Annotated in this window: 21 protein-coding genes and 1 pseudogene; 13 read left to right on the top strand and 9 right to left on the bottom strand. The window is 75.1% G+C overall.

From position 1 onward, the window contains the following. Positions 1 to 126: 126 nt before the first annotated feature. Positions 127 to 1,443: a ribonuclease D gene (locus B5D80_RS20315; RefSeq protein WP_088645487.1), complete on the bottom strand. Its 1,317-nt coding sequence runs from the start codon at positions 1,441 to 1,443 to the stop codon at positions 127 to 129. Positions 1,444 to 1,626: 183 nt separating this feature from the next. Then, a complete protein-coding gene (locus B5D80_RS20310; protein WP_088645503.1) occupies positions 1,627 to 2,199 on the bottom strand; it encodes a DUF3000 domain-containing protein in 573 nt (190 codons plus the stop codon). A 281-nt stretch (positions 2,200 to 2,480) separates the two neighbouring features. Here B5D80_RS20310 and hemE point away from each other — a divergent pair, with 281 nt between their 5' ends. The 3 genes from hemE to hemQ are packed head-to-tail and all read left to right on the top strand — an operon-like array spanning position 2,481 to position 5,704. Beyond that, on the top strand, positions 2,481 to 3,578 hold the full coding sequence (gene hemE, locus B5D80_RS20305; RefSeq protein ID WP_088645502.1) for a uroporphyrinogen decarboxylase: 1,098 nt from the start codon (positions 2,481 to 2,483) through the stop codon (positions 3,576 to 3,578). A gap of 3 nt (positions 3,579 to 3,581) precedes the next feature. After that, complete coding sequence (hemG, locus tag B5D80_RS20300) at positions 3,582 to 4,994, top strand: protoporphyrinogen oxidase (protein WP_088645486.1); 1,413 nt, start codon at positions 3,582 to 3,584, stop codon at positions 4,992 to 4,994. Then, positions 4,991 to 5,704, top strand: a complete 714-nt coding sequence (hemQ, locus tag B5D80_RS20295; protein WP_088645485.1) for a hydrogen peroxide-dependent heme synthase — start codon at positions 4,991 to 4,993, stop codon at positions 5,702 to 5,704. Before hemG ends, hemQ begins: the two co-directional genes overlap by 4 nt. Positions 5,705 to 5,804: 100 nt before the next feature. On the opposite strand, the gene B5D80_RS20290 is transcribed toward hemQ, so the two are convergent. The 3 genes from B5D80_RS20290 to B5D80_RS20280 form a co-directional block, all read right to left on the bottom strand. After that, positions 5,805 to 6,929 (bottom strand): lytic polysaccharide monooxygenase auxiliary activity family 9 protein, encoded by a 1,125-nt coding sequence (locus tag B5D80_RS20290; RefSeq protein WP_088645484.1) that lies wholly within the window; start codon positions 6,927 to 6,929, stop codon positions 5,805 to 5,807. 119 nt (positions 6,930 to 7,048) lie between these two features. After that, complete coding sequence (locus B5D80_RS20285; RefSeq protein WP_088645483.1) at positions 7,049 to 7,513, bottom strand: GNAT family N-acetyltransferase; 465 nt, start codon at positions 7,511 to 7,513, stop codon at positions 7,049 to 7,051. A gap of 134 nt (positions 7,514 to 7,647) precedes the next feature. Further along, positions 7,648 to 7,905: a Prokaryotic metallothionein gene (locus tag B5D80_RS20280; RefSeq protein WP_088645482.1), complete on the bottom strand. Its 258-nt coding sequence runs from the start codon at positions 7,903 to 7,905 to the stop codon at positions 7,648 to 7,650. Positions 7,906 to 8,062: 157 nt separating this feature from the next. Here B5D80_RS20280 and B5D80_RS20275 point away from each other — a divergent pair, with 157 nt between their 5' ends. Next, positions 8,063 to 8,338 (top strand): isoamylase early set domain-containing protein, encoded by a 276-nt coding sequence (locus B5D80_RS20275; RefSeq protein WP_088645481.1) that lies wholly within the window; start codon positions 8,063 to 8,065, stop codon positions 8,336 to 8,338. 82 nt (positions 8,339 to 8,420) lie between these two features. Here B5D80_RS20275 and msrB read toward each other — a convergent pair whose 3' ends face one another. Beyond that, on the bottom strand, positions 8,421 to 8,831 hold the full coding sequence (gene msrB / locus B5D80_RS20270) for a peptide-methionine (R)-S-oxide reductase MsrB (protein WP_088645480.1): 411 nt from the start codon (positions 8,829 to 8,831) through the stop codon (positions 8,421 to 8,423). Between the two features lie 47 nt (positions 8,832 to 8,878). Here msrB and ligD point away from each other — a divergent pair, with 47 nt between their 5' ends. Together ligD and B5D80_RS33430 are read left to right on the top strand one after the other, a co-directional pair. After that, on the top strand, positions 8,879 to 9,919 hold the full coding sequence (ligD, locus tag B5D80_RS20265) for a non-homologous end-joining DNA ligase (protein ID WP_088645479.1): 1,041 nt from the start codon (positions 8,879 to 8,881) through the stop codon (positions 9,917 to 9,919). Positions 9,920 to 10,262: 343 nt separating this feature from the next. Further along, positions 10,263 to 10,418 carry a hypothetical protein gene (locus tag B5D80_RS33430; RefSeq protein WP_158224222.1) on the top strand — a complete coding sequence of 52 codons (156 nt, stop codon included), beginning with the start codon at positions 10,263 to 10,265 and terminating at the stop codon, positions 10,416 to 10,418. 91 nt (positions 10,419 to 10,509) lie between these two features. Here the strand turns inward: B5D80_RS33430 and B5D80_RS20260 are convergent. Continuing rightward, a pseudogene (locus tag B5D80_RS20260) lies at positions 10,510 to 10,803 on the bottom strand (hypothetical protein); the annotation flags it as partial. A gap of 67 nt (positions 10,804 to 10,870) precedes the next feature. Between B5D80_RS20260 and B5D80_RS20255 the strand changes: the two are divergent. Both B5D80_RS20255 and B5D80_RS20250 read left to right on the top strand, forming a co-directional pair. Beyond that, positions 10,871 to 11,059 carry a hypothetical protein gene (locus tag B5D80_RS20255; RefSeq protein ID WP_088645478.1) on the top strand — a complete coding sequence of 63 codons (189 nt, stop codon included), beginning with the start codon at positions 10,871 to 10,873 and terminating at the stop codon, positions 11,057 to 11,059. A 14-nt stretch (positions 11,060 to 11,073) separates the two neighbouring features. Continuing rightward, positions 11,074 to 11,661 carry a GNAT family N-acetyltransferase gene (locus B5D80_RS20250; RefSeq protein WP_088645477.1) on the top strand — a complete coding sequence of 196 codons (588 nt, stop codon included), beginning with the start codon at positions 11,074 to 11,076 and terminating at the stop codon, positions 11,659 to 11,661. A gap of 326 nt (positions 11,662 to 11,987) precedes the next feature. Here B5D80_RS20250 and B5D80_RS20245 read toward each other — a convergent pair whose 3' ends face one another. Beyond that, positions 11,988 to 12,281 carry a hypothetical protein gene (locus tag B5D80_RS20245; RefSeq protein WP_144081721.1) on the bottom strand — a complete coding sequence of 98 codons (294 nt, stop codon included), beginning with the start codon at positions 12,279 to 12,281 and terminating at the stop codon, positions 11,988 to 11,990. Between the two features lie 140 nt (positions 12,282 to 12,421). On the opposite strand from B5D80_RS20245, the gene B5D80_RS20240 reads away from it, so the two are divergent. The 4 genes from B5D80_RS20240 to B5D80_RS20225 are packed head-to-tail and all read left to right on the top strand — an operon-like array spanning position 12,422 to position 20,054. Continuing rightward, entirely contained in the window at positions 12,422 to 15,607 is a 3,186-nt protein-coding gene (locus B5D80_RS20240; protein WP_088645475.1) for an FtsX-like permease family protein, read from the top strand. A 43-nt stretch (positions 15,608 to 15,650) separates the two neighbouring features. After that, the gene (locus B5D80_RS20235) at positions 15,651 to 18,341 is read left to right on the top strand and encodes an FtsX-like permease family protein (protein ID WP_088645474.1); all 2,691 of its coding nucleotides are present in this window, start codon (positions 15,651 to 15,653) and stop codon (positions 18,339 to 18,341) included. A 1-nt stretch (position 18,342) separates the two neighbouring features. After that, positions 18,343 to 19,341: an ABC transporter ATP-binding protein gene (locus B5D80_RS20230; RefSeq protein WP_088645473.1), complete on the top strand. Its 999-nt coding sequence runs from the start codon at positions 18,343 to 18,345 to the stop codon at positions 19,339 to 19,341. Then, entirely contained in the window at positions 19,338 to 20,054 is a 717-nt protein-coding gene (locus B5D80_RS20225; protein ID WP_088645472.1) for an ABC transporter ATP-binding protein, read from the top strand. Before B5D80_RS20230 ends, B5D80_RS20225 begins: the two co-directional genes overlap by 4 nt. A gap of 5 nt (positions 20,055 to 20,059) precedes the next feature. Here B5D80_RS20225 and B5D80_RS20220 read toward each other — a convergent pair whose 3' ends face one another. Continuing rightward, positions 20,060 to 20,512: a GNAT family N-acetyltransferase gene (locus tag B5D80_RS20220; RefSeq protein ID WP_088645501.1), complete on the bottom strand. Its 453-nt coding sequence runs from the start codon at positions 20,510 to 20,512 to the stop codon at positions 20,060 to 20,062. Positions 20,513 to 20,586: 74 nt separating this feature from the next. On the opposite strand from B5D80_RS20220, the gene B5D80_RS34850 reads away from it, so the two are divergent. Continuing rightward, the gene (locus tag B5D80_RS34850; protein ID WP_088645471.1) at positions 20,587 to 21,084 is read left to right on the top strand and encodes a potassium channel family protein; all 498 of its coding nucleotides are present in this window, start codon (positions 20,587 to 20,589) and stop codon (positions 21,082 to 21,084) included. Positions 21,085 to 21,096 lie beyond the last annotated feature (12 nt).

Below are 21,096 nucleotides of genomic sequence, written 5' to 3'. Positions count from 1 at the left end.
CCGAAGAATGCTACTCGCCAGTAACCAAAGCCGTCACCACCCCCGGTGTGGCCCACCCCACACTCCGGACCGGGTGCGCCGGTGGTGAAGGCGCAGCCCGGGTCGCGGGCGGTGCGCGGCGGCGGCTCAGGCCCGGGGCGCGGGCAGTAGCGCCTCGGCGAGCGCGGGCAGCAGGAGCGAGAGCTGCCACTGGCGTGCGCCGTAGCCGCGCAGGACCTCGGTGACGGTGTCCACGGTGATCTCGTCGGGCGGCTGCCAGGCCAGCCGGCGGACCGAGTCCGGGGTGATCAGGTTCTCCGGCGGGAGCCGGTGCTCACCGGCGACCCGGACCACCACCTCCCGGCAGCGGGCCAGCCGCCCGGCGGCCACCGGGTCGCGCTCCGCCCACCGGTGCGGCGGGGGCGGCCCCTCCACCGTCGGGGTGACCGGCAACGCGTCGTCGGCCAACTGGCGGGCCTCGTCGAGCGCCGTCAGCCAGGACCGGGCCAGCCGGCGCACCGACCGGCCGCCGAACCCGGGCAGCGTCAGCAGCGTCTTCTCGTCCTTCGGGTCCAGCTCGGCGGCGGCGATGATCGCCGAGTCGGGCAGCACCCGGCCCGGAGCGGCGTCGCGGCGCACGGCGATCTGGTCCCGGGCGTACCACAGGGCCCGGACCCGGGCCTGCGCCCGCGCCCCCCGGACCCGGTGGATGCCGGAGGTCCGCCGCCACGGCTCCGCCCGCACCCGGGGCGGCCGGGTGGCCCAGGTGATCAGCGCGGCGAACTCCTCCGCCGCCCACGCCGACTTGCCCTGCGCGTGGAGTTCCGCGTCCAGCGCGTCGCGCAGGTCGACCAGCATCTCCACGTCCAGCGCCGCGTAGGTCAGCCACGACTCGGGCAGCGGCCGGCTGGACCAGTCGGCCGCCGAGTGGTGCTTCTCCAGGGTGTAGCCGAGCAACTGCTCGGTCAGCGCGGCCAGGCCGACCCGCTCGAAGCCGGCCAGCCGGGCGGCCAACTCGGTGTCGAACAACCGGCGCGGACGCAACCCCAGCTCGGCCAGGCAGGCCAGGTCCTGGCTGGCGGCGTGCAGCACCCATTCGGCGTCGCCGATCGCCTCGTCGAGGGCGGTCAGGTCGGGCAGCGGCAGCGGGTCGATCAGCGTGGTGCCGGCCCCCTCCCGGCGTAGCTGCACCAGGTAGGCCCGCTGGCTGTAGCGGTACCCGGAGGCCCGCTCGGCGTCCAGGGCCACCGGGCCGGTGCCCGCCGCGAAACGGGCCACGACCTCGTCAAGCTCGGCGGGGGTGGCCACCGGCTGGGGGGTGCCGTCGCGGGGCGCGGTCAGCGGTACGGGCCCGCCGGAGGGCTGCTCGGTGCCCGCGTCCGCCGGCTCCGCGACGGCCGGGGGCGGAACGTCTGCCGTACGGCTTTCGGCGGCCCGACGGCGCAGGGGTGGTTCGTCGGTCACCTGACAACCCTAGTGCGCCGGGCGGGATGGTGTGCGCAGCCGGTCCGGTGTGTGTCGTCCCGGTGTCCGGCAGCGGTCCGGGCGGTGAGGACGGCCACCTCGGGTGCGGGACATTCGGCGTCGGGTGGGACGTCCCCGGGGCGCCGGGGACATCTGCATGTGCTCCGGGCGTGTCGTGGGTGGTCAGGCCGCGCCGGCCGGGCGGCGGTCGGTGAGCGCGGTGACGCCGGGCGGCGGCAGCCCCGCGGTGGAGGCGAGCAGCGCACACCAGGCCGACAGGTGCGCGCCCAGGTCGTCGCCGAGCGGCGTCCAGGACGCCCGGATCTCGACGTCCCCGGCGGCGGGCGGGCCGGCCAGGTCGCCGAACCGGGTCGACACGGTCTGGGTGACCGTGCCACCGGCAGCCCGGTAGTCGGCCTCGTGCGCCTCCAGCGCGTCGGTGAGCCAGGTCCAGCCCACCCCCGGCAGCAGCGGATCGGCGGCCAGGTCGACCTCCAGGTCGGCGGTCACGTAGGTGACCAGCCGCAGGGTGCCCTGCCAGGCGTCGTGCCCGGCCGGGTCGTGCAGCAGGATGAGCCGCCCGTCGGCCACCTCGTCGTCGTCGCGCAGCACGGTGGCGGAGAGGGCGAACGCGTACGGGGCGAGCCGTTGGGGCGCGCCGACCTCCTCCAGGACGATCTCCGCCCGGGGGGTGACCGACCGCAGGCCGGCGACCGCGTGGGCGAACGTCTCCGGGAGCGCGATCGGGGGGGCCATGACCGGCAGCCTATGCCGACGCGCCGTCGCCCGCCGGGACGGCACGCCGAAGCGCCACGTCCCGCCGCCGACCGGGACGTTCCGGTGGCCCGCGGCACCGTCGGCCGGGCGGACCGGTGCACCCGGGCCACGGCGGCCGGGCGGGGCGGGCACCCGGCGGCCGTCGACCGGCGCGGGCCGTGCACCCGGGCCACCGTCGGCCGGCGCGTGCCCGGGGGCGCGGGTCACAAATGGCGGCGCTGCCCGTCGGGCCCGCGCGGGTGCGTGGCACGATTGCCGCGATGACCACCGACACCACGGGCACCGCCGCCCGAGACGGAGAATCCCGCCGCAGCGGGCCGGCCGACTCGCCCTTCGTCCGGGCCTGCCGCCGGGAGTCCGTCCCGCACACCCCGGTCTGGTTCATGCGCCAGGCCGGCCGGTCCCTGCCGGAGTACCGGGAGATCCGGGCCAACGTGGGGATGCTCGACTCGTGCCGCCGGCCGGACCTGGTCGCCGAGATCACCCTCCAGCCGGTCCGCCGGCACGGCGTCGACGCGGCGATCCTGTTCAGCGACATCGTCGTCCCGGTCGCCGCGGCCGGGGTCGACCTGGACATCGTCGCCGGCACCGGGCCGGTGGTGGCCGAGCCGGTGCGTACCGTCGCCGACGTCGAGCGGGTCCGTCGCATCGACCGCGCCGACGTGTCGTACGTGGACGAAGCCGTCCGGCTGCTCGTCGCCGAGCTGGGCGACACCCCGCTGATCGGCTTCGCGGGCGCGCCGTTCACCCTGGCCAGCTACCTGGTCGAGGGCGGACCGTCGCGGACCCACGCCAGGACCAAGGCGATGATGTACGGCCAGCCCGAGCTGTGGCACGCGCTCTGCGCCCGGCTCGCCGAGGTCACCCTGGCGTTCCTGCGGGTGCAGGTCGACGCCGGGGTTTCCGCCGTGCAGCTCTTCGACTCCTGGGCCGGGGCCCTGTCGGAGGCCGACTACCGCCGCTTCGTCCTGCCGCACTCCACCGCCGTGCTGTCCGGCCTGGCCGACGCGGGGGTGCCTCGGATCCACTTCGGGGTGGGCACCGCCGAACTGCTCGGCGCGATGGGGGAGGCCGGGGCCGACGTGGTCGGCGTCGACTGGCGTACCCCGCTGGACGTGGCGACCCGCCGGATCGGTCCTGACCGGGCCGTGCAGGGCAACCTCGACCCGACCGTGCTGTTCGCCCCCTGGCCGGTGATCGAGGCCGAGGTGCGGCGGATCGTCGAGCAGGGCCGGGCCGCCCCCGGTCACGTGTTCAACCTCGGTCATGGTGTGCTGCCGGAGACCGACCCCGAGGTGCTGACCCGGGTGGTCGCGCTGGTGCACGAGGTGTCCGCGCGCCGGGACGAGCAGGGCTGAGCGGTGCGGGCACGGCCGTGGCGGGTGGCGGTGGTCGGTGGCGGGATCACCGGCCTGGCCGCCGCGGTCCGGCTGCGCGACCGCGCCCCCGCCGACACCGAGATCACGGTGTACGAGCAGTCCGGCGCGCTCGGTGGCAAGCTGCGCACCGGTGAGCTGGCCGGCCGGCCGGTGGAGTTCGGCGCGGAGTCGTTCCTGATGCGGGACCCGGCCGGGGGCGAGTCCGCCGCGGTGACCCTGGCCCGCCGGCTCGGCCTGGCCGGGCGGATCGTGCACCCCACCGTCGGGCAGGCCGCGCTCGTCGTCGACGGCGGGCTGCGCCCGGTCCCGGGCGGCACCCTGGTCGGCGTACCCGGGGACCTGGCGGCGGTGGCGACGGTCGCCGAGCCCACGGCGGACGCCGACCGCGACGGCGGCCGGCCGCTGCTCGACGCGGACCAGGACGTCTCGGTGGGCGCGCTGGTCCGGTCCCGGTTCGGCGAGCAGGTGGTGCAGCGGCTGGTCGACCCGATGCTCGGCGGCGTCTACGCCGGCCGGGCCGACGACCTGTCCCTGGTCACCACCATGCCGGCGCTGGCCCGCGCGGCGCGGGTGGAACACACCCTGGTCGGCGCGGTCCGGGCCGCGCAGGCCGCCGCGCCCCGCGCCCCCGGCGCACCGGTCTTCGGCACCCTGACCGGCGGGCTGGGCACCCTGGTCGAGGCGGCGGCCACGGCCAGCGGCGCGACGATCCGCCGCAACGCGGCGGTCCGTGAGCTGACCCCGGTCGGCGACGGCTGGCGGCTCACCGTCGGCCCGACCCGCGACCCGGAGTCGGTCGGGGCGGACGCGGTGCTGCTCACCGTGCCGGCCCGGCCCACCGCCCGGCTGCTCGCCGGGTTCGCAGCGGCGCAGGCGGCGACCGTCGGCGGGCTGGACTACGCCAGCGTCGCGCTGGTCACCCTGGCGCTGCCCGCGCCGGACCTGCCCCGGCTCTCCGGTTTCCTGGTGCCGGCGACCGAGGGGCTGCTGATCAAGGCGTCCACGTTCTTCACCACCAAGTGGGGCCACCTGGCCGCACCGGACGGGCTGGCCCTGGTCCGCGCCTCCGTCGGCCGGTACGGCGAGGAGACCTCGCTCCAGGTCACCGACGACGACCTGCTCGCCACCGTGCACCGGGAGCTGACCCGGGTGCTCGGGGTGGCGCTGCCCACGCCGGTCGCCGGTCACGTGCAGCGTTGGGGCGGCGCGCTGCCCCAGTACGCTCCCGGTCACACCGGGCGGGTGGCCGCCGTCCGGGCGGCGTTGCGCGCCGCGCACCCCACCCTGGCGGTGGCCGGCGCGGGTTTCGACGGGGTCGGCATCCCGGTCTGCGTCCGCTCCGGCGAGAACGCGGCCGAGGAGATCATCGAAGCACTGGAAGGATCGGGTCCATGACCGAGCAGAGCACCGAGCAGTCCAACGCGGCCCGGATCAGGGAACTCAACGCCACCGTGCGCTACACCATGTGGTCGGTGTACCGGGCCACCGGTGGGCTGCCGGCGCTGCGGGAGAACGTCACCGGCGAGGTGGAGTCGCTCTTCGAGGAGCTGGCCGGCAAGGACGTCGTGGTCCGGGGCATGTACGACGTGGCCGGGCTGCGCGCCGACGCGGACGTGATGATCTGGTGGCACTCGTCGTCCAGCGACGCCCTCCAGGACGCCTACCTGCGGTTGCGTCGGACCACCCTGGGGCGGGCGTTGACCCCGGTGTGGTCGCAGCTGGCGCTGCACCGGCCGGCGGAGTTCAACAAGAGCCACATCCCGGCCTTCCTCGCCGACGAGGAGCCCCGGCCGTACCTGTGCGTCTACCCGTTCGTCAGGTCCTACGAGTGGTACCTGCTGCCGGACGCCGAGCGGCGGGAGCTGCTGGCCGAACACGGGAAGATGGCGCGCGGCTACCCGGACGTGCGGGCCAACACGGTCGCCTCGTTCGCCCTCGGCGACTACGAGTGGATGCTCGCCTTCGAGGCCGACGAGCTGCACCGGATCGTCGACCTGATGCGGGACCTGCGGGCCTCCGGGGCCCGGCGGCACGTCCGCGAGGAGGTCCCGTTCTACACCGGCCGGCGTCGCTCGGTCGCCGACATCGTCAACTGCCTGGTCTGACCTCGACCCGCCCCGGCGGCGGGCCGGACCGTGCCCGACCACGGACGTGGTGGCCTCCGCGTGACGGGAGACCACCACGTCCGTGTGGTGTCCGGACCGGTCAGAGGGTCGCGGTGCAGACCGGGGTCGGGCTGGTGCCGCTGCCCGAGGCGAGGAAACCGAAGGTGGTCTTCCCGCCGGCGGCCAACGCGCCGTTGTAGTTGACGTTGCGGGCGGTCACCGTCGACCCGCTGCTGGTCAGCGTGGCGTTCCACGCCTGGCTGACCTGCTGGCCCCCGGAGTACGTCCAGTTCACCGTCCAGCCCTTGATCGCCGAGGCGCCGGCGGTCACGTCCACCTCACCCTGGAACCCGCCGCTCCAGGTGGAGGTCACCCGGTAGGTCGCGGTGCAGCCACCGGTCGCCGGCGGGGTGGTCGGCGGGGCCGTGGTGGGCGGGGCCGTGGTCGGCGGCGCGGTGGTGGGCGGCGCGGTGGTCGGCGGAGCCGTGGTGGGCGGCGCGGTGGTGGGCGGCGTGGTCGGGTTGGTGCCGCCACCGAAGTCCACGTCACTGCACAGGTAGTACGACTGGTCCAGGTGGCTGGCCTGCCACACGGTGTAGACGATGTGCCGGCCGGTACGACCCGGCGCGTTCACCGGGATCTGGATCGACACGCCACCGGTGTCCCTGTCCCACTGGGAGGCCGGGGTGTTGCCGATCTGGCCGGCGAGTTCCAGGTTGCCCCAGCCCAGCGGGGTGGTCAGCGAATTGAAGCCCTGCTTGGTGACGTACACCCGGATGTAGTCGGCCCCGTGGCTGGCCTGGTCGAAGAACTTCAGCCGGAAGCTGTTCGCCACCGACGTGGTCTTCCACGCGCCGACGGTGTCGAGGGCGTTGTAGCGGCCGTTCTGGGTGCGCCCGCCGCTGCAGAGCTGGCCGTCCGGGATGGCACCCTGGTGGTTGCCGGCGACACCCTCGCGGAACAGGCCGTTCCAGTTCCACATGGCCTGCGGGTCGGCCTGCCAGGCCTGCCAGCACATCGGGTCCTCGGTGGCCATTCTCGGGTTCTGGAACTCGGCACCCCAGCGCTCCCAGCAGCTGTAGGCGCGGAATCCCGGGTTCACCACCGCGCCGTGCGCGGACGCCGAGTTGGCCAGGGCGGTGGTGAGCAGCAGCGCGATGATCGCGCCGATGGTGAGCAGCGACCCCGCGAGCGCGGTGGGCCGTCTGCGTAGGACGGTGGACATGGAGCCTCCGAGGTGAAGGGGTCTGTCGATCGACGCCCGGACGGCCGGGAGTTGCCCCTCCCGTGCCTGCTGTGCGGCTCCCACTGCCCCCGCAGGCTTGCATAGGAAAGCGGTGTCCGTCAATCTTTCGGGCTGTCCGCCCCGCCGCGGCGCATCGGCAGGTGGGGGATGCCGTCCTCGACGTACTCCGGGCCGGTCACCGTGAAGCCGTGCCCGGCGTAGAAGCCGGCCAGGTGGGCCTGCGCCTCCAACACGCACGGCCGGTCGCCGACCAGTCGCAACGCCTCGGTCATCAGCCGGCCGGCGAGCCCGCCGCCCCGGGCCGCCGGGGCCACCACCACCCGGCCGATCCGCACCACCCCGCCCGGGTCGGCGAGCAGCCGCAGGTAGGCCAGCACGACGCCGTCGTGGGCCAGCCAGAGGTGCCGGGTGCCGGGTTCGACGTCCCGCCCGTCCAGCTCCGGGTACGGGCAGCGCTGCTCCACCACGAACACGTCGATGCGCAGCCGCAGCAGGTCGTGGAAGGTGCGCGTGTCCAGTTCGGTGAACGGGGCGACGTGGACGTCGAGAGTCTGCGGTGCCATCCCGCGATGGTAGGCGGCCCGCCGCGCCGCCCTGCGGGGCTGCCTCGTGGGTGGGTCGATCCGCCGTCGCGCTGCCGCCTGCTCTGCTGCCCTGGAGGCGTCGGGCCGGGGGCGGGTCAGACCGGGCGGGCGGGTCAGGCCGGGCGGGCGCCGACCGCGTCGCGGATCTCGGCACCCAGGGCCTCCACCGCGCGGGCGCAGTGCGCGCAGCAGAAGAACCGGCCGCCGACCTCCACCCCGTGCCCGATGATCTTCACCTGGCAGTGCTCGCAGATCGGCGCGAGCTTGTGCGCCGCGCACTCGAAGGAGTCGAAGGTGTGCACGTCACCGCTGACCGTACGCACCTCGAACGCCATCCAGTAGTCGTTGCCGCAGACCTCGCAGGTAGCCACCTGTCACACCCCTCCGAATCGGACATCTGCCCCCAGGGTGCGACAGGGTGCGGGTCGTGCAGGGCGAAATGCCCCGGATCGATCGGGTCGGACGGCGTTTCGCCCCGGCGTGTCGGGCGTTTGACCCGGTAGGACGCCCCGACCCCCGGAGGTTCACGTGATCAAGCGCAGCAGACTCTTCGGCACCCGGACCCGGGTCACCTTCTGCCTGCCCCGGGACACCCCGCCCGGCACGGTCAGCGTGGTCGGCTGCTTCAACGGCTGGCAGCCGGGCCGGCACGAGCTGGTGCCGCGCCGGGACGGCACGCGGACGGTGACCGTCCGGCTCGGCCCCGGCGTACACCGGTTCCGCTACCTCGCCACCGGGGGTGTCTGGCTCGACGACTCCGGCGCCGACCGGGTGGACGACGAGGGCAGCCTGCTCCTGCTCTGACCGGTCCCGGCCGGGCCGGCATCGGTTCAGCCCCGGCCCTCGGCCCGGCGTCGGCCGGGACCGGCCCTCGCTCCGCGTCGGTTCAGCCCGGCTTCGGCTCCAGCCGGATCGACACCGAGTTCACGCAGTGCCGGGTGTCCTTCGGGGTGAAGCCCTCACCGTGGAAGACGTGCCCGAGGTGGCTGTCGCAGCGGGCGCAGCGGATCTCGGTACGCACCATGCCGAGGCTGGTGTCCTGGATCTCCCGGACCCGGCCCGGGATGGCGTCGTCGAAGCTCGGCCAGCCGCAGTGCGAGTCGAACTTGGTGTCGCTGGAGAACAGTTCGAGCCCGCAGGCCCGGCAGTGGTAGACGCCGGGGGTCTTCGTGTCGACGTACTCGCCGGTGAAGGGGCGTTCGGTGCCGGCCTCGCGCAGCACCCGGAACTCCTCCGGGGTCAGCCGGACCCGCCACTCGTCCTCGGTGCGGGGCAGTTCGCTCTCGTCAAGACTCACCGGTCAACCGTACGTCGGATGTCGGGGGCATCGCATATGGTCGCGCCATGGCGGGCAGCGGGAAGACGGCGGCGACCGAGGTCGAGGTGGCCGGGCGCAGTGTCCGGCTGAGCAGCCCGGACCGGGTGATCTTCCCGGAGCGCGGGTTCACCAAGGCCGACGTCTTCCACTACTACGTCGCGGTGGGCGAGGGCATCATGCGCGCCCTGGCCGACCGGCCGACCACCCTGCAACGCTTCCCCGACGGCATCGCGGGGGAGGCGTTCTTCTCCAAGCGGGTGCCCACCCGGGGGGTGCCGCCGTGGGTGCGGACGGTCGGCATCACCTTCCCCAGCGGCCGGGGGGCCGACGAGCTGCGCCCCACCGACCTCGCCCACGTCGCCTGGGCCGCGCAGATGGGCACGGTGGTGTTCCACCCGTGGCCGGTCCGGGCCGCCGCCGTCGACCATCCCGACGAGCTGCGGGTGGATCTCGATCCGCAGCCCGGCACCGACTTCGCCGACGCGGCGACGGCCGCCGCCGAGCTGCGGGGCATCCTCACCGAGTTGGGCGTCACCGGCTGGCCGAAGACCTCCGGTGGCCGGGGCCTGCACGTCTACCTGCGCATCGTCCCGCGCTGGACGTTCACCGAGGTGCGCCGGGCCACCATCGCGCTGGCCCGGGAGCTGGAACGGCGTCGGCCCGACCTGGTCACCACCGCCTGGTGGAAGGAGGAGCGCGGGCAGCGGGTCTTCGTCGACTACAACCAGATGGCCCGGGACCGCACCATCGCCTGCGCGTACTCGCTGCGGGCCAACGCGCGGGCCACCGTCTCCACCCCGGTCACCTGGGACGAGCTGCCCGACGTCGATCCCGACGATTTCGACCTGCGGACGGTGCCGGCCAGGTTGGCCGAGCGGGGCGACCCGCACGCGGGCATCGACGACGACCCCGTCGACATCACGCCCCTGCTCGACTGGGCCGAGCGGGACGCCGGGCAGGGCCTGGGCGACCTGCCCTATCCACCGGACCATCCGAAGATGCCCGGCGAACCGAAACGGGTGCAGCCGAGCCGGGCGAAGCGCCCCGCCGACGACGCCACCGCCTGACGGCCGGCGACACCACCGGTGGAAATCGGAATTCCGGCGGCGGTGCCGGTACCCGGTGTCCGCCGGTAATCCGAAATCAGTTGCGCGGCATGCCACTCCCACGTGTGAAAATGGCTTTCCTCCGCACTCTTTCCGGTACTGATGATTGCGCTCGACTGGTCGTCACGCCTACGGTCGAATATGAAAGGTAGGATGCGCGGAAGTCGGCTGCACTCGTGTGACCAGGGATTATGCCCTCGCTGTGGAGTGTCCGGTCGGCTGCTGCCCGGCGGTGACAGTCGATTCGCCGGTCAGCGGCTCCGATTCATCCGACCGGACGCGGGCACCGGACAGGGGAATCACCATGGCGGCCACGACGAGAAGAACGCAGCGGATCGGTGGGGTGCCGGGCAGGCATTCCGTGATCCTCGAATACCTCAAGATCCTGCCGGCCGTGCTCACCGGGGTGGCCGCGGTCCTCGTCGCGCTCACCGGACTGCTGACCCTGCTCGTCAGATAGTTTCCGGCAGTCGGCCGGCAGGCCGTTCCGCATTCGGCTGCGGGGTCGCGTCCCCGGGCCGGCACCCGTCGCCCGGCGTGGAGGCGTCCGTACGGGTGGATGGCCGGGCGGTCCAGGCGAGGAAACGGTCGAACAGTTCCGCCGGGGACGGGGCCGGGTGCGGATTGAGTCGCACCAGGTCGGCGGTGGCCTCGAACAACTGGCTGGACATGTAGATCGACAGCGCCACCCGGTCCCGGCGGTACTCCCTGGTCAGGAGCAGGCGGGCGGGTTGGCACGGCCAGGGTGCGGCACACGTCCGGCAGCGCCACAGCGGACGCATCGGTGGATGCCCACCCACGGGCCGCCGCTGCCGATCATGAACAGGCGAAACGTTCTTTGGCATACCCGATACAGTGACCGGTATGTTGACCCGGGTCAAGAGTCCGGGGCAACTGTTTAGCGTCCGCCGTATGGAGCTGGTGGGTGCGCACGAGATCCGCGTGATGCTGGGCGGCATCAGCAAGCAGCGGGTCTACGTGATCACCAGTCACCGGAACTTCCCTGATCCGGTGGCCGACCTGATGCAGGGCAAGGTGTGGCGGAAGGCCGACGTCGAGGCGTGGATCCGCGAGCACCGGCCGGAGCTGACCACGGGCTGACTAGGCTCGGGCCGATGACCAGCCAGATCCGCCGGGCCGCCGCCCAGGACCTGCCCCGCGCCGCGCGTACGCTCGCCGTCGCCTTCCACGACTACCCGTGGACGCGGTGGTCGATCCCGGCCGACGACTACCCGCGTCGACTCGAGGAGCTGCAGGCCCTCTACCTGGGGCACGCCCTGGCGCACGGCCTCGTCCTCGTCGCTGACGACGCTCAGGCGGTGGCCGCGTTCCTGCCGGGCGACGCGCCCGCGCCGGGGGAGGACCTCCGGGCGCGGATCGCGGACCTGCACGGTGACCGGCTGGCGGCGCTCATGGCCGTCGAGTTGCCGGCGCGGCCACCCGGCGCGTGGGAACTCGCGACGTTGGGCGTCCACCCGGACCGGCGCGGCGTCGGTCTCGGCTCCGCCGTCGCCGCCGCGGGGGTGACCCTCGTCGAGGAGTCCGGCGACCCGGGCGGCATCGCGCTGGAAACCTCCGACGAGCGCAACGTCCGCCTCTACGAACGCCTCGGCTTCACGGTCACGGCGCGGACCACGATCGAGGGTGGCCCGCTGGTCTGCTCCATGTACCGGCCGGCCCGGCGGACGTCGGTCCCGGGCTGACCCTGGCCGGGCCGCAAGACTGCCCGGTCGGGCCTGGACGCCGACCCCATGATCGACGCCGGGCCGGCGCGCGCTGCGATCGCCGGCGTGATCGACTCAATGTCGCTGATGTTGCGGTATGTAAGCCGCTGTGACCGCGCAACATCGGCCCACTTGAGTCGATCTCGGGTTCCGTGGCTGCTGTGACCGCGCACTATCGGCCTACTTGAGTCGATCTTGGGCTCGGTGACCGCTGTGGCCGCGTGACGTCGGCCCAGTTGAGTCGATCTTGGGGTCAGTGGCCGGTGTGTCCGCGCAACGTCGGCCCAACTGCGTCGATCTTGGGGTCAGCGTCCGGTGGCGATCGCCTCGACCGCCTCCTTGGCGGTGCGCAGGTCCGTCCCGGTCGCCTCCCGGTACGCCTTGATCGCCCGGATCTTGTCGCCCCGGGCCAGGTGCTCCCGCACCCCGGGCAGGGCCGGGCCCCGGTCCACGACGCCCAGGTGCTCCATGATCAGCCGCTGGCGGCGCTCGATCTCCACCAGCCGGAACGACACGTCGTCGCGGCGGTTGCGCAGCGGGAACTGCATCACCAGCGCCAGCACGAGGGCGAGAGTCGACAGCATCAGCGCGGTTTCCATGCCGCCGATCACACCAGATCCACGCCTGCGGGCCAACCGGCGGGGCCGGGTAACGATCAAGTAACGGGTGCGAACCTTTCCCGCCGGGTCACCGCTCTTGCTCTCCGTCGGCCCGACCCCGGGCCCCGGGGAGGCAACGGATGAAGCTGGTGTGGAGGCGGGCCCGCGAGGCGCGGGGACTGCTGCTCGCGGCGGTCGCCGCCGCAGTGGTCGCGACCGCACTGGTCACCGGGCTGGCCGACTACAACCGGCGGGCCGTCGACGCCGGGCAGCGCGCCCTGATCACCGCCGCGCCCGTCGAGGAACGCAGCCTGCTGGTCAGCGGCTCCGGTGGCCGCGACCGCACCGAGTACGCCATCCGCGACCGGGCCGTCCGGGACGGCTTCGCCACCGCCCTCGAAGGCACCCCGATCCGGGTCTCCGCCGCCCGCTACGGCACCGGACGGGAACTCACCGGCACCCTCGCCCCGGGCATCCGGACCGGAAAGGAACCGGTCTTCGCCACCCTCGCCACCCTGGACGACCTGGCCGGGCACGCCGACCTCGTCGACGGCGACTGGCCGACCGCCGGGGCCGGCCCGCTCCAGGCCACCCTGCCCGAGAAGGTCGCCGGCGCGCTGGGCCTGCGCACCGGCGACCGGGTGCCGATGCGCGACCGCAGCGCCGACCGGCGTACCGAGGTGGTGCTCGCCGGCACGTGGCGGCCCCGCGACCCGGCCGACCCGTACTGGCGGCTCGCCCCCGGACTGGGCACCGACGCGGACGGCGACGCCACGCACGGGCCGTTCGTGCTCGACCCGGCCGACTTCGCGGCCGCCTTCCCCGGCCCGGTCTCCGCCGCCTGGGTGGTCGCCCCCGACCTGACCGCCGTCGGGGCGGACCGGCTGCCCGCGCTGCGCCGGGCCGTCGCCACCGCTGCGACCGGGGTGCCCGAGACGGCCGGACTCGGCTCGTCTGCCCAGGCGGTGACCACCCTCGACCGGCTCATCGACCGGATCAGCCGGGCCGACCTGGCCGGCCGCTCGGCCCTGGCCACCCCGCTGCTGCTGATCGTGGTCCTCGGCGGGTACGCGCTGGTGCTGATCGCCGCCCTGCTGCACGAGGACCGGCGTGCGCAGACCGCCCTGCTGCGGGCCCGGGGCGCGGCCCGCCGGCAACTCGCCGGCCTGGCCGCCCGGGAGGCGACCCTGGTGGTCGTACCCGCCGCCCTGCTCGGGCCCCTGCTCGCCGGTGGGGCGCTGCGCCGGGTCGCCGCCGACGGGCCGGTCGACCTCGGCGGTGCCGTCGGCGGCGGCCGGTGGGTCTGGGCGGCGGCCCTGGCCACCGCCCTCGGCTGCCTCGCCGCGATGGTCGCCCCCACCCTGCGCGGGGCGGGCACCTACGTGGCCGACCTGGCCGCCCGGTCCCGCCCCGACCGGGTCACCACCGTCAGCCGGGCCGGACTCGACCTGGCCCTGGTCGCCTTCGCCGCCCTCGCCTGGGTGCAGCTGCGCCGCTACTCCTCACCGCTGGCCGGGGCCGGCAACGACCTCGGCGTCGACCCGCTGCTGGTGGCCGCCCCGACCCTGGGGGTGCTGGCCGGGGCGGTGGTGGCGTTGCGGCTGCTCCCGCCGGCCACCCGGTTCGCCGAACGGTTCGTCGACAGGCGGCCGTGGACCGCGACCATCTTCGGGATGTGGCAGGCCGGCCGGCGGCCACACGCCGGGCCGGTGCTGCTGCTCGCCCTCGCCGTCGGCGGCAGCACCCTGGCCTGGTCGCTGGTCGCCACCGGGGAACGGTCCCAGGTCGACCAGGCCGACCACCGTATCGGCGCGGACCTGCGGCTGGTCGAACGCACCGGCGTCGCCCCCGTCGACCGGGCCGCCGCGCTCGCCGCGCTGCCCGGCGTCGACCGGGCGCTGCCGGCCTGGCGTGACGACATCCGGGTCGGCCGGGACGACCGGCAGGCCACCGTGCTCGGCCTGGACACCGCCCAGGCCGCCGAGGTGGCGAAGCTCAGCGACCGGCTCGCCGACCGGTCCGCGCGGGAACTGTTCGCGCGGTTGACCGCCGCCCGGGGACCGGCCCTCGGGCTGCCGCTGCCGGCCGACGCCCGCAGCCTCACCGGCACCGTGCTCACCCCCGTCGACCAGGCCGTCGCCCCGCACCGGATCACCGTTTCGGTGCTGCTCACCCGCGCCGACGGGCTCGCCTACCGGCTGCGCGTGGCGAGCACCGGCAGCGACGGGCGGGCCACCGCGTTCCGGGTCGACCTGCCCGCCGTCGCGGGACTGCGGCTGGCCGGGTTCGAGGCCGACGGCGGGGACGTCGCCGGCACCGCGTACGCGCTGAAGGTGCGGGACCTGCGCACCGTCGGCCCGGACGCCCGGTCCACCACGCTCCCGCTCACCGGCCGGTGGCGGGTGGCCGCCGCCGAGTCCGCCAAGAGCAGCACCGCCACCGCCGACGAGGCCGGACTGACCGCCACCCACCCCGTCGGGTTCCTCGACGGCGGCCGGTACGCCTACCAGCCGGCGTCCCGCTTCGCGGTGGTGCCGGACGGCCCGGAAACCGCCGTGCCGGCCGTGATGACCCCGGCCGTGCGGGCCGCGCTCAACGTCCGGCCCGGGGAGACCGTGCAGCTGACCCTGTCCGGGGTCTCCCTGCCGGTGCGCCTGGTCGGGGAGGTGACCGCGCTGCCCGCCACCGCCGGGGACGGGGTGCTGATCGACCTGCCCGCCGCCACCGACTGGCTGATCCGCAACTCGGGCACCGTCCGGGCGGTACCCGAGTGGTGGCTGCGGACCGACCCCGCCGCCCACGCCGAGGCGACCCGGGCCGCCGCCGCGCTGCCCGGCACGACCCTGCTGGACCGCCGGCAGGCCGCCGCCGTGGCCGCCGACGACCCGTACTGGCAGGGGGCCAGGACCGGGTTGTTGGCCGCCGCCCTCGGCTCGGTGCTGCTCGCCCTGGTCGGTCTGGTGGTCGACGTGTGGGCCACCGCCCGGCACCGGATCGGTGAGTTCTCGGTGCTGCACACCCTCGGCGCGTCCCCTCGGCTGCTGGCCCGCGCGCTGCTCGCCGAGCAGACCTTCCTGGCCGGGATCGGCGTCGGCGTCGGCCTGCTGCTCGGCGCGGTCGTCGGGGCCACCATGGCACCCCTGGTGATCCTCACCCCGGCCGCCGGGCGACCCGTGCCAGCCCCGGCGTTCGCCCTGGCCTGGACCCCGATCGGGTGGACCGTGGCGGGGCTGCTGCTGGCCGCGCTGGCCGGCAGCGCGGCGATGGCCGCCGGGCTGCGGCAGCGGGTCGCCGCCGCCCGGCTGCACACCGGGGGAGACCGGTGAGAACCACGACGACCGGACCGCTGCACCACGGGGAGGACCAGCGATGAACATCGGCGTCGTGATCCGTCGGGTACGCGCCCACAGCGGCCAGTTCCTGCTGCTGGCCGCGTTGACCCTGGTGATCGCCCTGCTGGTCGCCGGGGTGCCGAGGGTGGCCAACCGGCTGGCCGACCAGGGGCTGCGGGAACACCTCGCCGCCGAGCCCGGTGCCCGCCGCGACCTGACCTACACCACCCGTCCCACGGTCGGCGCGCCACCGGCCAGCGGCCGGGCCGCCGACCTCGACACGTTCCAGCAGCGGATGCCCGCCGACGTGCGCGCCGCCGTGGCGCACCGCTGGTACGCCGCGCAGACCCCCGGTGACCTGGTCACCGGCCCCGACCTGGCCCGGGGCAACTACCTGGTGCAGTTGGGCCTGCGGGCCACCCCCGGCATCGAGACGACCGGCACCCTGGTCGAGGGGCGCTGGCCGGCCGTCCCACCCGACGACGACGCCCCGGTGCAGGTCGCCCTCGCCGCCGACGTCGCCGGCCGGTTCGGGCTGCGCGTCGGCAGCCGGCTCCGGCTCGCCGCCCCCGACCCGCAGCACCCGTCCACCCCGCTGACCGTGGTCGGGACGTTCCGCCCCGTCGACCCCGCCGACGGAAGCTGGGACACCCTGCCGTCGGTGCTCCAGGTCGGCGAGCCGGAGGGCGACGGGCAACCGTTCATCCTGGTCGGGGCGGTCGCCGTCGCCGCCCTGGACCGGCTGGCCGGGCAGGGGCGACCGATCTCCTTCACCTGGCGCTACCGGCTCGGCGCCGACGGCATCGACGTGCGGCGCATCGACCAACTCGTCGACGGGGTGCAACGGCTGGTCCGCGCCAGCACCGCCACCGACACCGAGCTGACCCAGGGCGTCGACGTGCCGCTGCGCGAATTCAGCCAAGCGGTCACCTCGGCGCGTACCCTGCTCGCCGTCATCGCCGCCGGGGTGCTGGCGACGCTGGCCGGGCTGGTCGTGCTGGCCGCCGCGCTGGCCGTACGCCGCCGCCGCGCCGAGTTCGTGCTGATCCGCGCCCGGGGCGGCGGGGCCACCACCGGACTGCGGCGCAGCCTCGCCGAGTCGCTGCTGGTCGTCCCGCCCGCCGCCGGGCTCGGCTGGCTGCTCGGTGGCCTGCTGCCCGGTGCGCCCGGCGGCACCGGGCCGCTCGCCGTCGGCGCGACAGTCCTGGTCACCCTGGCGCTGCCGGTGGCGACGCTGGCCGTACCGTCCGGGGTGGTCGGGCGGCGGGACCTGGGCCGGCTGCGGCCGTCCGCCCGCCGGGCCACCACCGAGGCGGCGCTGGTGCTGCTGGCCGGGCTGGCGGTGGTGCTGCTGCGGCGGCGCGGCCTCACCCCCGGCTCGGTGGACCCGCTGCTGGTGTCGGTGCCGGCGCTGGTCGCGGTCGCCGCGTCGGTGCTGGCGCTGCGGCTGTACCCGTGGCCGGTGCGGCTGGCCGGCCGGCTCGCCGCGCGTACCCGGGGAAGTGTCGCCTTCCTGGGCACGGCCCGCGCCGGCCGGGCGGCGGCGGCCACCCCACTGGTCGTGGTGGTGCTCGCGGTCGCCACCGCCGCGTTCTGCGCGGTGGTCGCCACCGGCATCGAGGACACCCGCGACGACGTCGCCACCCGCGCGGTGCCGGCGGACGCGCTGATCCGGGGCGACCGGCTCGCCCCCGACACCGGGCCGGCGCTGGAGCGGCTGCCCGGGGTGCGGGCCGCCACCGGACTGGTCGACGAGTCGGCGCAGCGGCTGGCCACCGACGCCGCCGGCACCGACGCCCGGCTGCGTGACACCAGCGTGCTGCTGGTCGACGGTCCCGGCCTGGCCCGCACGGCGCGGGCCGCCGGCCGGGACGTCCCGGTGCCCGGCCCGCTACGCGACGCCCGGCCGGGCGACGGCCCGCTGCCGGCGGTGGTCTCCCCGGCGGTCGCCGCCGACCTCGCCGACGCCGGCCTGCGGTCCGCCTTCGTCACCGTGCAGGGCCAGCGGTACGAGTTCACCCCCGCCGACACCGTCGCCGACTTCCCGCTGGCCCGGCCGAACACCAGCCGGTACGTGGTGCTGCCCTGGCAGGCGCTGCCCCGGCGGGACGGTCCGCCGGTGCCCACCGGGTTCCTGGTGGCCGGCGACCGGCTCGACGCCGGGGCGCTGCGTCAGGCCGGGGACGAGGGTCAACAGCGCTACCAGACCGGCGGCGCGGTGACCGGCCGGGAACGGCCCCGGGGCGTGGCGGTGCAGACCTGGTCACAGACCCGGCTGCGGCTGGGTGGCGGGGGCGCCAACGGGCTGCTGGCGTTCGGGTTCACCGCCGGTGCGGTGGCCGGTGGGGTGCTGGCGCTGCTCGCGGTCGCCTTCACCGTGCTGGCCGGGGCCCGCGCCCGGGGGGAGGTGCTGTCCCGGCTGCGCACCCTCGGGCTGTCCCGCCGGCAGTGGCGGGGGCTGCTGCTGGTGGAGCTGGCCCCGCTGGTCGGGGTGGCGGTGCTGACCGGCGCACTGGTCGGGGTGCTGCTGCCGCTGCTGCTCACCCCGCTGCTCGGTCTCGCCGCGTTCACCAACGGCACGCCGGTGCGGGTGGGGTTCGCCCCCGGTCCGGTCGCCGCCACGGTCGGGCTCGGCGCGGTCGCGCTGGGCTTCGCCCTGGCGGTGGAGGCCCTGAACAACCGTCGGATGCGCCTCGGCGAGGTGCTCCGGCTCGGAGAGGAGAGCTGAGATGACCACGACCGCCCCGAACCCCGTCGTCCCGGACCTGGCCGACCTGCAACGCCGGGCGGCGCAGCGGGCGGCCGAACGGGCCGGCGGGCAGGACCGGCTGCGCGGGCACATCGTCTGCGACGGGCTGGTCCGGATCTTCAAGACCGAGGGGGTCGAGGTGGTCGCCCTCCAGGGACTCGACCTGGTGATCGACCGGGGTGAGCTGGTGGCGATCGTCGGGGCCTCCGGCTCGGGCAAGTCGACCCTGCTCAACATCCTCTCCGGGCTGGACACCCCGACCGCCGGCATCGCCCGGGTCGCCGAGTACGACCTGCTGTCGATGTCGGCCCGCCGCCGGCTGGCCTACCGGCGACGCACCGTCGGGTTCGTCTGGCAGCAGACCGGCCGGAACCTGCTGCCGTACCTGACCGCGCGGGAGAACGTGGAACTGCCGATGCGGCTGGCCCGGCGCGGCGGTGGCGCACGGGCCCGCCGGCGGCGCGCCGACGAACTGCTGGACCTGGTCGGGGTGGGGTACTGCGCGGACCGGCGGCCCGGCCAGCTCAGCGGCGGCGAACAGCAGCGCTGCGCGGTCGCGGTGGCGGTCGCCAACGACCCGGAGGTGTTGTTCGCCGACGAGCCGACCGGGGAACTGGACGAGGCGACCGGCGCGGAGGTCTTCGCGGCGCTGCGCACCATCAACGCCGAACTGGGGGTGACCGTGGTGGTGGTCACCCACGACCACGCCGTCGCCGACCAGGTCCGCCGCACCGTCGCGATCCGCGACGGCCGGACCGCCTCCGAGGTACGCCGCACCGCCCGGATCGGCGTCGACGGCAGCACCGAACTGGTCAGCGAGGAGTACGCGGTGCTGGACCGGACCGGCCGGATGCAGCTACCGACGCCGTTCGTGGAGGCGCTGGCCCTGCGCGACCGGGTCCGCCTCGACCTCGCCCCGGACCACGTGCAGGTCCGCCCCGGTGACCGGACGCCGCAACCGAACGGGAGTGACGCATGAGCGAGCAGGTTTCCGTCCCGGCCGTCGACCCGGTCACCGACGAGGTGGTCCGGGTCGAGCAGGTGAGCCGGACGTTCGGCCGGGGACGGCACGCCGTGCACGCCGTCCGGGAGGTCTCCTTCACCGCCGCCCGGGGCGAACTGGTGGCGGTGCGGGGGCGTTCCGGGGCCGGCAAGACCACCCTGCTCAACCTGGTCGGCGGGCTGGACCGGCCGGACGCCGGCCGGGTGCGGGTGGCCGGGCACGACGTCACCGCCGCCGGTGAGGCCGAGCTGCTGCGGCTGCGCCGGGGCACCGTCGGTTTCGTGTTCCAGACCTTCGGGCTGGTGCCGATCCTGTCGGCGGCGGAGAACGTCGGGGTGCCACTACGGCTGGCCCGGGTCCCGGCGGCGGAGCGCGAGGAACGGGTGGCGGTGCTGCTGGAACTGGTGGGTCTGGGCGACCACGCCCGACAGCGCCCGTACGAGCTGTCCGGCGGTCAGCAGCAGCGGGTCGCGGTGGCCCGCGCCCTGGCCAACGAACCCGACCTGCTGATCGCCGACGAGCCGACCGGCCAGCTCGACTCCGAGACCGGCCGGGCGATCATGGACCTGCTCCGCGCGGTGGTGCACGCCCGGGGGATGACCGCACTGGTCGCCACCCACGACCCGGCGCTGATCGAGGTGGCCGACCGGACGCTGACCCTGCGCGACGGCCGCCTGGCCGACGACTGACCCCGTCAGAGGGGGAGTTTCATGCCCTCGTGGCTGGCGACGAAGCCGAGGCGTCGGTAGAACCGGTGCGCGTCGGTGCGGGACTTGTCGGTGGTGAGCTGCACCAGCCCGCAGCCGCGCCGCCGGGCCTGGTCGATCGCCCAGGTCATCATCGCCTCACCCACCCCCTGCCCGCGCAGGTCGGCGCGGACCCGGACCGCCTCGACCAGCGCCCGTTGCGCGCCGTGCCGGCCCAGCCCCGGGATGTAGGTGAGCTGGAAGCAGCCGACGACCTCCCCGTCGCGTTCGGCCACCACCTGCTGGTTGCGCGGGTCGGCGGTGATGTCGGCGAAGGCCCGCTCGTACGCCTCGTCCACCGTGGCGTGCTCGCGCGTACGGCCGAGCACGTCGTCGGCGAGCAGGGTCAGGATGGCGGGCAGGTCGGCCCGGACCGCCTCGCGCAGGGTCACCTCGGTCACGCCGGGCAGCCTGCCACAGCGACCCTGGTCGATCGACGGGCGGAGGTGGCGGACGGGGTGCAGCATGGTGCGACATGGAGCCGTTGCTGCTGCCGTTCCGGTGGGTCTACCGGGGCCTGGTGTACTTCGCCAACTCGCCCCGGACGCTGATCACGTCGTACCTGCTGATGATCGTGGTGGCCGGGGTGATCTACGGGCAGGTGGAGCACCGCAGCGCCGCCGATGCCGTCTGGTGGGCGGTGGTCACCGCCTCCACCGTCGGGTACGGCGACATCTCGCCGACCACCTGGCCGGGGCGGGCCCTCGCCGCGTTGCTGATCTCCACCATGGTGCTGCTGGTCATCCCCCTGATCACCGCACACTTCGCCAGTCGGCTCATCGTCGACGACGACGCGTTCGAGCACGTCGAGCAGGAGGAGTTGAAGAACGACGTGCGGCGGATGCGGGCGCTGCTGGAGGAACTGGCCGCCCGGCAGGGCATCGCACTGCCGGAACTGCCACCGCCGCCGGCCCCACCGGACCACGCCACCCTCGTCCGGCAACGCCTGCGCGGACGCCGCAACCGCCGCTGACCCGTCGCCCGC

The sequence above is a fragment of the Micromonospora wenchangensis genome (genome assembly GCF_002210435.1).
GTDB classification, from domain to species: Bacteria; Actinomycetota; Actinomycetes; order Mycobacteriales; family Micromonosporaceae; genus Micromonospora; species Micromonospora wenchangensis.
Note: the sequence above shows the minus strand (reverse complement) of the source record. Positions and strands in the feature narration are given on the sequence as shown.